The sequence below is a fragment of the Arthrobacter sp. zg-Y1110 genome (assembly GCF_025244865.1).
GTDB lineage: Bacteria > Actinomycetota > Actinomycetes > Actinomycetales > Micrococcaceae > Arthrobacter_B.
Genome location: NZ_CP104272.1, coordinates 213,049 through 225,235, shown reverse-complemented (window position 1 = coordinate 225,235; position 12,187 = coordinate 213,049). Strand labels below are relative to the sequence as shown.

Genomic DNA, 12,187 nt, shown 5'->3' with positions numbered 1-12,187 from the left:
CTTCCCCAGCGGGAACCAAACCCCTACTGAGAGGCAGCACGTTGAGCGGACATCCAAGCGTGCTGCCCGACTATCTGACTCCGCCCCAGAAACGCAGGGTCATCCCGCTGCGGAAGATCGTCGTGAGCCTCTTTGTGGCGGCTGCACTTGTTGCCGCCTATCTGTGGGTCGAGCACTTAACGTATACCGAGGCCGCCGAGGATTCCCGGGCGGAAGGCTACGTAGTGGTGACCTCACGCAGCACTGTGCATTACGCGTCGGACCCGCTCCCCGCAGACATCAGCGAGGAAGACTACGCGGCCTTCTGGGCTGAACCTGCCCTGAACACCCCGGAGGCCCTTGCGCTGCTGGACGTCATCAACGAGGGATGGAAGGCGCGTCTCCAGGAGGACGTGAAGCACATGGGCTACAACGTGGACCAGATCGTAGACCCAGCCAAACGTGCCAACGCCCAAGCCGCCGTGGACGCGATAGCCGAGCTCGTCTCACACGGCACGGTCCAGGGTGCGAAGAGTGCGGTTTATGACGACTTGGCACAGCTGTCCAGAAAGACCTGCCACCGCTGGGACACGGACGACGTCTCCTACCAGGCCAACGGGCATCCCATTCGAAACTGGACTACCACCCAGCCCCAAATCCTGTCGCTGCTGGGATCGGAGGACTCTACAAGACAGGCAACCAGCCTGGTGGCCAAGGTCTACCCGGCTGCCTTTGAAGCCGCCCTCCCCCGTTTCTGCAAGTTACCGATACCGCCGGAGAGCAGCCATCCGGGCGATATGAACCTCCTGTTCTCGGTTACCCATGAGGCAGATATGCTGCTGGAATCCTTGGAGACGCACCCCAACGCCGCGGGGCAGCTGACGGCGGAGGATTACGAGGCCTTCTGGAACAGCCCGGTGATGATGTCGCCGGAAGTCCAGGCCTACCTGGACCGGGTGGGGGGAAAAGCCGTCATCGACCACCGCGGGACGGCGGCCTACAGGCAAAAGCGCGAGACCGATCAAATCGTGGATCCCGGCGTGCGGGAGCATGCCCAGCAGTACACCGACTGGGTTCTCGATGAGGCCGCGAAGGATAACGGCAGAAGGCTGGCCGTCGGTATGGTCTATGAAGATCTTGTGGGGTACTGGGATGCCGCCTGCACCGGCGAACCGGACCGTTGGCTGCATCCGTCACCGGTAAAACGGAACATCTGGAACTCCCGCCTGGAACCCGAGTTCAGTACGGCGTACATGGCGTCCGCCTGGAGTGGCCGGGACGCCGAGTGGAGTGAGGATACATTCGAGCTGGCCCTCGAGTTCTATCCGGAGGCTTACGAGGCCGGGCTCGACTCCTACTGCGAGTAAGCGCTCCGGCGCACCTCAGACCGACCCAAACGCCGCCACGGCGTTTTGCCCGCCGAAACCGAACGCGTTTGTGAGCGCATAGCGGACCGGTGCTTCGCGGGCAGCACCGGGAACATAGTCCAGGTCGCACTCCGGGTCTTCAGTGGTGTAGTTCAGCGTGGGCGGAATGACGCCTTCACGGATGGCCATCACGCAGAGCAGGGATCCGAGGGTGCCCGCAGCACCGATGAGGTGGCCGGTCATGGACTTGGGTGCCGTGACAGCAAGCGACGGCGCATGCTCACCGAAGGCGGTGTGCAGCGCTCTGGTTTCGGTCCGGTCATTGGCCTGCGTGGAGGTTCCGTGGGCGCAGATCAGGTCCACGTCCTCGGGGTTCAGGCGGGACCGGTCCAGGGTGCGGCAGATGGCTTGGGCCGCATACTGTCCGCCGGGTTCCGGAGCCACAATGTGGAACGCATCGGAAGTCAGTGCGCCGCCCAGCAGCTCCGCGTACACCTCGGCACCGCGGGCACGGGCATGGCTGAGCAGTTCCAGCACGCACACCACGGCTCCCTCGGCGAAGACAAAACCGTCCCGGTCCGCATCGAAGGGACGGCTGGCTTCCTGCGGTGAATCGTTGTTCCGGGACAATCCGCGCATCGCGCTGAGCCCGGCGAACATCACGGACGTTATGGCCGCATCGGTTCCGCCGGCCACCACCACATCCGCATCGCCGGCCAGCAGGGTCCGGCGTGCCTCGAGCAGGGCCGAGGTGCCGCTGGCGCAGGCCAGGGCGCTGGCGTTCACGGGACCGTGAACTACCAGATCGATGGCCACCTCGCAGGCCGGCATATTCGTCAACGACGACGCCACGAAGCTGGGGCTGATGGGCCGCAGCCCGTCACGGTGGAAGATTTCCGTGGCGGACTGGATTTCCGGATACCCGGAGACAGCACTGTTGATGATTACGGCCGCGTCGGTGTCTTCCAGCGAAGGTCCCAGTCCGGCGTCGGCCACCGCCTCGCGTGAGGCCGCCACTGCCAGCTGGGAAGCACGGGAGGACCGGCGCAGCCGCTTGACCGGCAGGTACTGCGCCGGATCAAAGTTCTTCACTTCCCCGGCAATCCGGGTGGGGAACTCGGAGGCATCGAAGGCAGTGATCTTGTCGATCCCGCTGCGCCCGTCCTTCAGTCCCGCCCAGGTTTCGCCCCAGGTACCGCCGAGCGGCGTCACCGCCCCCATCCCAGTGATGACCACGCGCTCGTCCATCTACTCCGCCTTCCGGACCGGCGCCGGTACGTGCATCCGGCCGTCCAGCCAGTCCTGCGCCGCGGAATCCGCCACCTTGTAATGCATCTTCTTTCCGGTCGCGGTCATCGGCACTTCGTCGACAAAACGGTAGCCGCGGGGCCGCTTGAAATCGGCCAGCCCGGGATGGGCCAGACAGAACGCATCCAGCCCGTCGGCGTCGAGCTCCGCGTCCCGGCGCACCACGTACGCCACCACGCGCTGGCCCCACCGGTCATCCGGCACTCCCACCACCACGGATTCGAGGACGCCGGGGTGGTCCGCCAGGGCCGCTTCCACCTGCACGGGATGGATGTTCTCCCCGCCGGAAATGATCATGTCATCGGTCCGGCCCATGATGGTCAGGTAGCCTTCCGCATCCCAGGTGGCCATGTCCCCGGGGTAAAGCCAGCCGTCGTGGAACTTCTCCTCCTCAACGTGGGGCAGGTTGGCATAACTGAACCCGGATTTCGGCGAGCGCATGATCACCTCGCCGATTTCGCTGCCGTCCCGGGCGGCCAGTTCGTGCGGCTGCCCGCGGCGGCCTTCAAACACGCGGACGACGGCGACGTCGTCGTCCGTGCACGCGCGTCCGGCACTGCCGGCGTGGGCGGGGAGATCCTCGGGCCGCAGGAAGGTGTTCCAGAAGCCCTCGGTGGTCCCGTAACCGTTGAAGATCCGCGGGGTAAGCAGCTCCTGGTACCGGATGGCGGCGGCGCGGTCCAACGGTGCACCCATGGTGACGATGCCGCGCAGCGTCTCCAGGTTCCGCGGGATCTTTTCCTGCTCGACGGCGATCATCTCCAGCGTGGTCGGCGCACCAATCAGGTACGTCAGCCCCTGCTCCCCCACCCAGTCCAGCACCGTTCCCGGATTAAAGCTGCGCATCGGCACCACGGATCCGCCGATGTAGAACACCGGGTTGGGTCCGCCCGAGTGCAGGCCGCCGCGGTGGAACCACGGGGTCATGTTCAGGGTGCGGTCGGACGGGCTGAGTGGAAAGTGCATGATGACGTCGTGGGCGCTCATCAGCTCGGCGATGGACGGCAGCGGCACCCCCTTGGGCATGCCCGTGGTGCCCGAGGTGTAGAAACGGGTGCTTTCCTCGAAGGTGGAAAAGTCCGCGGGGAGGTCCGGCAGGTCCCCGGCGGCCTGCTCGACGGCGGTGTCGAAGTCCTGCCCCAAATGCCCGGACCCCAGTCCCCAAGCCCCGGAGTCGGGAGCGCCCGCCACCAGGACCAGCGGCGACACCCCGGCAAGCTCCAGCGCCTGCGCAGCAGTCTCGGTGTGCTCGGCGTCCACAACGAACACCACCGGGTCACTGTCCCGCAGGATATGCGCCGTCTCAGCGGGCGCCAGCCGGTAGTTCACCGGAACGCTGACAGCCCCCAGCCGCTGGGTCGCCAGGTACAGCAGGGCGAACTCGATGCCGTTGTAGAGCTGGTAAAGCACCCGGTCCCCGCGGCCCACGCTGCGCTCGGCCAGGGCGCGCGCTACGGAGTCCACGGCGTCGCCCAGCTGGGCGTACGTGAATTCCCGGCCCGTCGGCGGATCGGCGAGGGCAACGCGGTCCGCGTACCGGGCCACGTTGCGTGCGAAACCGGCCGCGTAGGTCAGGGAGTGTTCGAAGTAGTTCCGGTAACGGGCGGGATCGTAGCTCACTGATGCTTCCTTTCAGTCCGTACGGCGCGCTTACCGGCTGCCGCCTCGGGTGGGCCGGGTTGGCCGGTCCGGGAGGGCGACCGGCGGACCGGCCGCGTCGGAATGGAACGGCGGGGCGATGACCGAGAGACCGCCGTCGACCGCCAGGACCTGGCCGGTGATGTACTCCGCTCCCGGGGAGAGCAGGAACTCCACCGCGGCGGCCATTTCATCCACGGTGCCGGGCCGGCGTTTGGGCAGGCGGGAGATGACGCTGTCCATCGGCGCCATGCCGTCCATGGAGTAGAAGTAGTCCAGCGAATCGGAATCGATCAGCCCGCCGTTCACCGCGTTGACGTTAATGCCGTAGGGACCGAATTCCACCGCCATGAACCGGACAAAAGACTCCACTGCGGCCTTGTAGGAGCCGAGTGCGGCATAGGTCGGGAAGGCCCGGCTACTGCCGTAACTGGTGAGCGCGACTATCCGGCCGCCGTCGTCCATCAGTTTCACCGCTTCCTGCGCGCCGAGGACAAACGGCCGCACGTTCACTGCGTACGCACGGTCCAGATGATGGGTTTTCAGGTCCACCACGTTCTTGAAGGCGGCAGCGGCGGCGTTGTTGATGAAGTAGTCCAACCGGCCGTATTCGTCCGCTGCGGCGTCGAACAGCCGGACAATGTCTTCGGGGTTCTCCACATCGGCCTGCACCGTGATGCCGCTGCCGCCGAGTTCCTGCAGCGTGGTGACCACTTCCTTGGCCAGCTCGGCATTCCGGCGGTAACTGACGACGACGGCGGTCCCCTGCGCCGCGAGCCGCTCCGCCACGCGCCGGCCGATTCCCCGCGAAGCACCGGTGATCAGCGCTACCTTTCCGCCGCCATGTCCCACGTGTGCCCTCCTGCGCCCGGTGATAGTGCATCACACCTTGTCACCGGTGCCGTCCGCGAACAAGACCCGGGACGAAACAAGCGGCACCCGCCGGTCAGGAGCGGAGGTAGGCCAGAGTCGCCAGCACCCTGCGGTGGCCGCTGTCCGACTGGGCCAGCCCAAGCTTCGCGAAGATATTGCCGATGTGTTTGCTGACCGCGGTCTCGGACACGGAAATGGCCGAGGCAATGGCGGTGTTGCCCAGCCCTTCGGCCACCAGCCCCAGCACTTCGAACTCGCGCGGGGTCAGTGACCGGATGGGATCCTGGTTGCTGCGCCGGCTGAACAGCTGGGCGATGACTTCCGGGTCCATTACGGTGCCGCCGGCAGCTACGCGCCGCAGTCCGTCCACGAATTCCCCCACGTTGCCCACCCGCTCCTTCAGCAGGTAGCCCACACCCTGGGCGCCGGAGGCCAGCAGCCGGCTCGCGTACCGGTCCTCCACATACGCGGAGAGGACCAGCACCGGGAACTCAGGCACCCGGGACCTCAGTTCCAGGGCGGCGCGCAGCCCCTCGTTGGTGAAGGTCGGCGGCATCCGGACGTCCAGCACGGCGCCGTCGGCACTGCCGGGTTCGAAGGCCGCGAGCAGGTCATCGGCGTTGTCCCAGGAGCCCACCACGTCGAAGCCTTCACCTCGCAGCAGCAGCTCCAGTCCGGCCCGCAGCAGGGCATCATCTTCAGCGATCAAAAGGCGCATGGCAGCTCCACTCTCAGGTTCGTCGGTCCGCCGTCGGGGCTGTTCAGCACCAGCCTGCCCCCAAAGGCGGCTGCACGCCGGGCAATCCCGGCCAGACCGGTGCCGGAGCCGTTGGCGTCGGTTGCGCTCTGCGCCCCGGCGGCCGGATCCACCCTCGCGCCGCCGCGGCCGTCGTCGTTCACCAGGATCACCAGGACGTCCTCCCGAGCCGTTGATTCCGTGCGGAGGACCACGTCGATCCGGGAGGCGCCGGAGTGTTTCGCAGCATTGGTCAGGGCTTCGGCCAGGACAAAATATGCCGCCGATTCCACTGCTGCCGGCGCGCGCAGCAGACCCTCCACGTCCAGGGAGCAGGGTATGGGCGAGCGGCTGGTCAGGGCCGAGGCCGCACCGCCCAGGCCGAGTTCGTCCAGGACCGGCGGATAGATATCGTGCACCGCGGCGCGCAGACCGGCGAGTGCTTCGGAGGCGGCATCCTGTGCCCGCCCGATGAACGGTACGGCGGCCGCCGGGTCGGTTTCGGCCGCGCGCTGGGCCAGCCCCAGCATCATTACGACGCCGACCAGCCGGTTCTGCGCGCCGTCGTGCAGTTCGCGTTCGATCCGGCGCAGCTCCGCCGCGTGGGCGGCCAGCGCGCTGGCCCGGGCCGCCGAGAGGTCGGAAATGCGGCGGGCCAGGTCCGCATACCGGCGCGGGGAAAGGATCCCCAGGGTCGCCGCGCTGAACCGCCGTGCCAGCCAGGGCAGCAGCAGCCACGCCCCGGCGGCGTATACGAGTCCCAGCAGCATCATCAGGATGGCATCGCCCCAGCTGCGGACAAAGATGGTCAGTTCCAGCGGCGCGTCCGGCGGGAACAGCTGCCATAGGGGCGCCGCGGCTACATAGAGCACAGCACCGAAGGGAAGCGCCAGGGCCAGCGCCGCTGCCAGTACGGCAAATGCGCAGTGGAAAAGCAGCCAGGAGAGGTCCCGCTTCGTTTCGGGAGCACTCAGCAGGGCCGCCAACTCGGTAAACGAATACCTGCCCGTGAGGCGGCGCCGGTCAAAGGGAATGACCGCGGAGGAGAACGTCGCCGAACGGGCCTGCGCCCTGGCAGCCAAACGGTTCAGGAGGTCCAGGAGGGTAGGCACCGCATACAGGCCCACCCCCAGCGCCACGAACGGAAGCAGCGCAATACCGGCTACCAAAACGGTCAGGGACGCCAGCCAGCACCAGCCCTCGCGCACAAGGAAGGCTGCATCCCGGAGACGGGTCTTGGCGCGGCTGGGAAGTCTCACCCGTTGAATTATGCCCGACCCCCATCGGGCTGTCGGTATAGCCAGCTATACCCCAAACCGGGCTATTGGCTGTATCGGATCGCGTTTCCGGAATCCGTAGCGTCGAAGTCAGCAAGTCAGCTCACTTCACGAACCCGCACCCTCGACCAAAGGATGACCCGATGTTCTCCGACGCTTCCGAATTCTCCGGCCCCGCAGCCCTGCAGCTGCAGGGCGTGTCCAAGAGCTACCGATCCGGCAACACCAGCGTGCCCGCCCTGCGCGATGTGTCCCTGGCGGTTCCGGCCGGAACCTTCACCGCCATCATGGGACCTTCCGGTTCCGGCAAAAGCACGCTGCTGCAGTGCGCGGCAGGACTGGACGCACCCGACAGCGGCCGGGTGCTGCTGGGGACCACCGAAATCTCGAAGCTGCACAGCAAGGCCCTGACCCGCTTCCGCCGGGACCACGTCGGTTTTGTGTTCCAGTCCTACAACCTGCTCCCCCAGCTGACCGTCGCACGGAACGTGACACTGCCGCTGCTGCTGGCCGGACGCGGAACGGACAAGGTCTGGCTGGACTACGTGCTGGAGGCAGTCGGGCTGGCTGGTCTGGGTGAACGGAAACCGCAGGAACTCTCCGGCGGCCAGCAACAGCGGGCAGCCATCGCCCGGGCGCTCATCACCCGCCCGGATGCCGTCTTTGCGGACGAACCCACCGGAGCCCTGGACTCCGGCACTGCACGCCAGGTGCTGGACCTGCTGCGGCACACCGTTTCCGTGCTCGGACAGACCGTGATTATGGTGACCCACGACCCCGTGGCCGCCGGACACGCAGACACCGTCATTTTCCTTGCGGACGGGCGCCTCGACGGCAGCATGACCGGCGCCACCGCCCAGGACGTCAGCGAACGCATGGCCAACCTCGGGGAGCGCTAACATGTTTTCTCTTGCCAGAGCATCCATCCGGCACCACCGCGGCGGATTCGCCGGGGTTTTCGTAGCCGTGTTCCTGTGCGCCGCGCTCATCACCGCGATGGGCGTCCTCATTGAATCCGGAACCCGCGGCGGCATTGCCCCGCAGCGCCTGCAGGGGGCCGACGTCGTAGTGGGTGCGCCGCAGGCACATCCCGTGGTCGAAGACATGGACGCCCCCTTCGCCGAGCGCGTCCTGCTCCCCGCCGACGCGGTCGACGAAATAGCGGCCGTCCCCGGCGTCGAACGCGCCGTGGGCAGCATCGAGCTCCCCCTGGCCACCACCGACGGTACGGCGGTTTCCGCCGCCGCCTGGGACTCGGCGGCCCTGACCCCCTACACACTGACCTCCGGGGAAGCTCCCCGTGGAGCAACCGAAGTGGTGGTGGATGACTCCTTCGGTGTAACTCCGGGAACCTCGCTCACCTTCACCCACGGCGGGGAGCCAACCGAGTACACAGTGTCCGGCGTCGCCGCTCCCGAGTCGGGGGTGGACACCGGCCCTGCCGCTTTCCTGAGCACCGCCGGGGCTCAGGCCCTGTGGCCGCACGGCGACACAGTGTCCACCGTGGGCGTGATCGCCGAATCCGGCGTCCGGCCGGAGCAGCTCTCCGCCGATATCGAGGCGCAGGTGGCCGACGTCGTCGGCTATACCGGGGACCGCCGCGGAGACGTGGAGAATCTCGGCGGGTCCGCCGCCCGCTCCACGCTGCTGCTGCTCAGCGGTTCGCTCGCGGGTGTGGCCGTGATGACCGCGGTCTTTGTGACTGCGGGAACCCTGTCCCTGTCCATCATGGCGCGGCGCCGGGAATTCGCGATGCTGCGCGCCGTGGGAGCCGGCGCTAACCAGACCCTGGGCATCGTGATGCGTGAAGTCCTCCTGGTATCCAGTGCGGCCGCCGTGCTGGGCGCGGCGCCCGGCTTCCTGCTGGCCTGGTTCCTGGGTAACCAGTTCGTTGCCGGCGGTGTGCTTCCGGAATCCTTCGTCCTGGCCTACAGCCCGCTGCCGGCCCTGGCTGCAGTGGCCATCAGTGTCGCCGCAGCAGTGGGCGCCTCGCTCGTCTCGGCGCGGGGCACGGTCCGTGCGGCGCCGACGGATGCCCTGCGGGACTCCGTGACGGAGGCTTCCCGGCTGGGCCGCGGACGCGTCATCACCGGACTGTCGCTGCTTGCCGCCGGTCTGGTTGCGGCCTTGGTACCGATTGCGGTTCCTGGCACTGCGGGCCTGGCGTCGGCAGCCTCCAGCATCCTGCTCCTGATGATCGGCGCGGGCCTGCTGGGACCGTGGCTGGTGACGGGCGCCTTGAAACTGGTGCGGCCGCTGGTCCGCCGCAGCCCCTCCGCGTCGCTGGCCCTGGCGGAGGCCAACGCCAGCGCTTTCCCGCGGCGGCTGGCCTCGGGAATCGTTCCGCTGGCCCTGGCCATTGCGCTCGGGTCCGTGCAGTTCTTTATGCCGGCCACAGTGGCAACGGAAGCCGAGCGGCAGTCCCGCGACGGGGTGGTGGCCGGATATCTGGTTAGCGCTCCGGGATCCGGAGTGTCCGAGGATCTCGCCGACCAGGTGGCGGAGCTGCCCGGGGTGGAGTCCACCTCGCCGGTGGCCCGTTCCGCGGTCCTTGCCAAGGCCGGCTTCGCGGGGATGGAAGACGGTGTGCAGCCCTATGCCATTCAAGGGCTGGCCGCTGAGGACCTGAACGGAACCCTGGACCTAGATGTAAACGAAGGGGCGCTGGACCGGCTGGCGGATGCCGACACCGTGGCGCTGAGCGTGGATCTGGCCCGGGAATCCGGTACGGCCGTGGGCGAGGACTTCGACTTCTACTACGGGGACGGAACCGAGGCGACCGCCGTCGTCGTCGCCACCTACGAACGGGGGCTGGGATTCGGGGATGTGGCGGTGGCGAATGACACTCTGCGCGGCCACACCACAACGGGGTTGAACGACTACTTGCTGGTCAGCACGGCGGGGGATGCCGATTCGGGAGAACTGGCCTCGGCCGTGAGCGGCTTGGGGCTGACGCTCCTGGATAAGGAGGAATTCGGGGCGGCCGGAGCCGCACAACGGGATGCCGACTCATGGGTTTCGGTGATCGCGATGCTGGTCCTGCTGGGGTACCTCGCCGTCTCCGTGGTCAACACATTGGTGATGGCGACGGCGCGGCGCCGGCCGGAGCTGCTGCTGCTGCGGACCCTGGGGGCGTCGGATACCCAGCTGCGGCGGATGATGGGAGCCGAGTCCCTGCTGATCGTCGCGGCCGCCGTCGTCATCGGCACCGTCCTGGCCCTGCCGCCGCTGATGGGAATCGCCGTGAGCGTCTCGGGGATGCCGCTGCCCACGATCGTGCCGGCCGTGTACCTCGGCCTGGCAGGTGCGACGGCGGCACTCGGGCTGGGCTCCATTGCGGTAGCCACGCGTGCCGCGCTGCGGGCCGAGCGGTAGCTGTTCGGGCAAAAAGAAATACCCCGGTCCGAAGACCGGGGTATTTCTTTGTCCTGGCGGAGGATGGGGGATTTGAACCCCCGAGGGCGTTAACCCAACACGCGTTCCAGGCGTGCGCCATAGGCCGCTAGGCGAATCCTCCAGGCTTGCTCCCGTAGAAGCAGATATAAGACTACCCGACACAGGCCCAAACCAACGAATCGACGTCATTTGAGGGGCAGCTTAGGCCTTGCCGGTTCGTCTGCGGCCGAGGCCGTGGAGCAAGGCATTGATAACGACAATTCCCAGCCAGGACCAGCTGGCCGCCTGCGGACTCCACAGGATGGCAATGGGAATCGAGGCCAGGAAAACCGCAGGAGTGACCGGGGCACGGACCTGCGCGAAGGCCGGAAGCCGGGGATCCACGTCATCCCGGAAAAGGCCCACGCGGCTGCAGTAAATCCACAGCCCGGTATTCGCGGTGCCGATAAGACCCAGGGCCGCCGCATAAATCACGACGCCGAGCACCTGGTCTCCGTAAAACGCCAGCATGTCGGTGGCGTAGCCCAGCAGTGCGACGAACAGCAGCAGCAGCAGGTTCAGCTGCTGCAACCGGCCGGTAAATCCCTTCAGGAGCCGGAAGAGCCGGTGATGGCTAAGCCAATAGGCGGCGGTCACCACAAAGGACAGGACGTAAGCGCCGAACTCCGGAAGCTGCGCAGCCACGGCCGACCCAAGCTCGTTGTCCGGCACCTGGGGAACCCGGATGTCCACGGCCAGCAGGGTCATGGCGATGGCGAAGACGGCGTCGCTGAAGAACATAGTGCGGTCCAGGTCCGGACCTGAATTAACTCGGGCAAAGCCTTTGCTGTTGCTGTTTTCGCCGGCCACCGGACCATGCTCGCGCACATACCCCAGCGGGTCGAGCCTCGACTGGAGGAAAGCGGGGCGGAAGGTGGAGTTAAACAGATAAGGACCCGCACGTCCTTGTGCGGATCCTTATCCCAACGCATGTCCGGCGGTGACCTACTCTCCCACATCCTCCCGGATGCAGTACCATCGGCGCTGTGGGTCTTAGCTTCCGGGTTCGGAATGGGACCGGGCGTTTCCCCCACGCTATGACCGCCGTAACCCTAGCCCCGACGGCAAATGCGTCGGGAAGTCTTTGATTACAGGCTGCCCTTTCGGGTTCTGCTCCTTAATCTTACCGCGTCTTCCAGGCGGTTTTGACCACGGTGAGGCTACCGGGCTTGTCCTGGGTGTCGGAATAAACACAGTGCTAAACAAACACAGTGCTGAACAAACACAGTGTCTGACCCAGCACACCCCTATGCCGGCGTTCAGCCCGGTGCCGGCCGGCGGTTCTGCCTGGCGGCGCTCGGCAGGTCAGACCGGTTAAACAGGTCAGGCCCCGCACCAATGGTGCGGGACCTGACCCTCTGTACTAAATATTGTCCGGCGGTGACCTACTCTCCCACATCCTCCCGGATGCAGTACCATCGGCGCTGTGGGTCTTAGCTTCCGGGTTCGGAATGGGACCGGGCGTTTCCCCCACGCTATGACCGCCGTAACCCTTCTACCCGCACCACACACCCGCGAAAACAGGGTATGCGTGGGGAAAACAATGGTTACAACACGTCCCGGAACCACCTCGC

At 66.7% G+C, this 12,187-nt stretch carries 9 protein-coding genes, 1 tRNA gene and 2 rRNA genes; 3 read left to right on the top strand and 9 right to left on the bottom strand.

The genetic code is table 11. The features are described from left to right. Positions 1 to 41 precede the first annotated feature (41 nt). Positions 42 to 1,346: a hypothetical protein gene (locus N2K99_RS01165; protein WP_227934085.1), complete on the top strand. Its 1,305-nt coding sequence runs from the start codon at positions 42 to 44 to the stop codon at positions 1,344 to 1,346. A 15-nt stretch (positions 1,347 to 1,361) separates the two neighbouring features. On the opposite strand, the gene N2K99_RS01160 is transcribed toward N2K99_RS01165, so the two are convergent. From N2K99_RS01160 to N2K99_RS01140, 5 genes are all read right to left on the bottom strand, one after another. After that, positions 1,362 to 2,594 carry a beta-ketoacyl synthase gene (locus N2K99_RS01160; RefSeq protein WP_227924171.1) on the bottom strand — a complete coding sequence of 411 codons (1,233 nt, stop codon included), beginning with the start codon at positions 2,592 to 2,594 and terminating at the stop codon, positions 1,362 to 1,364. Next, the gene (locus tag N2K99_RS01155) at positions 2,595 to 4,274 is read right to left on the bottom strand and encodes a class I adenylate-forming enzyme family protein (RefSeq protein ID WP_227934084.1); all 1,680 of its coding nucleotides are present in this window, start codon (positions 4,272 to 4,274) and stop codon (positions 2,595 to 2,597) included. 30 nt (positions 4,275 to 4,304) lie between these two features. Next, the gene (locus N2K99_RS01150; protein WP_227934083.1) at positions 4,305 to 5,144 is read right to left on the bottom strand and encodes an SDR family oxidoreductase; all 840 of its coding nucleotides are present in this window, start codon (positions 5,142 to 5,144) and stop codon (positions 4,305 to 4,307) included. A 94-nt stretch (positions 5,145 to 5,238) separates the two neighbouring features. Then, positions 5,239 to 5,883 (bottom strand): response regulator transcription factor, encoded by a 645-nt coding sequence (locus N2K99_RS01145; RefSeq protein WP_227924174.1) that lies wholly within the window; start codon positions 5,881 to 5,883, stop codon positions 5,239 to 5,241. Further along, positions 5,871 to 7,160 (bottom strand): histidine kinase, encoded by a 1,290-nt coding sequence (locus N2K99_RS01140; RefSeq protein ID WP_227934082.1) that lies wholly within the window; start codon positions 7,158 to 7,160, stop codon positions 5,871 to 5,873. Before N2K99_RS01140 ends, N2K99_RS01145 begins: the two co-directional genes overlap by 13 nt. 161 nt (positions 7,161 to 7,321) lie before the next feature. Here N2K99_RS01140 and N2K99_RS01135 point away from each other — a divergent pair, with 161 nt between their 5' ends. Further along, entirely contained in the window at positions 7,322 to 8,077 is a 756-nt protein-coding gene (locus tag N2K99_RS01135; protein ID WP_227924176.1) for an ABC transporter ATP-binding protein, read from the top strand. 1 nt (position 8,078) lies between these two features. Then, a complete protein-coding gene (locus N2K99_RS01130; RefSeq protein ID WP_227934081.1) occupies positions 8,079 to 10,553 on the top strand; it encodes an FtsX-like permease family protein in 2,475 nt (824 codons plus the stop codon). A gap of 54 nt (positions 10,554 to 10,607) precedes the next feature. On the opposite strand, the gene N2K99_RS01125 is transcribed toward N2K99_RS01130, so the two are convergent. From N2K99_RS01125 to rrf (N2K99_RS01110), 4 genes are all read right to left on the bottom strand, one after another. Further along, positions 10,608 to 10,695, bottom strand: a tRNA-Ser gene (locus N2K99_RS01125). 80 nt (positions 10,696 to 10,775) lie between these two features. After that, positions 10,776 to 11,423, bottom strand: coding sequence for a TMEM175 family protein (locus tag N2K99_RS01120; protein WP_227934080.1), 648 nt, complete (start codon positions 11,421 to 11,423; stop codon positions 10,776 to 10,778). Between the two features lie 122 nt (positions 11,424 to 11,545). Then, a 5S ribosomal RNA gene (rrf, locus tag N2K99_RS01115) occupies positions 11,546 to 11,662 on the bottom strand. Positions 11,663 to 11,985: 323 nt separating this feature from the next. Next, a 5S ribosomal RNA gene (gene rrf / locus N2K99_RS01110) occupies positions 11,986 to 12,102 on the bottom strand. Positions 12,103 to 12,187: the final 85 nt, after the last annotated feature.

What these genes read in the sequence shown, in the direction of transcription:
- N2K99_RS01145 (WP_227924174.1), bottom strand. Translation starts at nt 5,883, where the DNA reads ATGCGCCTTTTGATCGCTGAAGATGATGCCCTGCTGCGGGCCGGACTG.
- N2K99_RS01130 (WP_227934081.1), top strand. Translation starts at nt 8,079, where the DNA reads ATGTTTTCTCTTGCCAGAGCATCCATCCGGCACCACCGCGGCGGATTC.
- N2K99_RS01160 (WP_227924171.1), bottom strand. Translation starts at nt 2,594, where the DNA reads ATGGACGAGCGCGTGGTCATCACTGGGATGGGGGCGGTGACGCCGCTC.
- N2K99_RS01135 (WP_227924176.1), top strand. Translation starts at nt 7,322, where the DNA reads ATGTTCTCCGACGCTTCCGAATTCTCCGGCCCCGCAGCCCTGCAGCTG.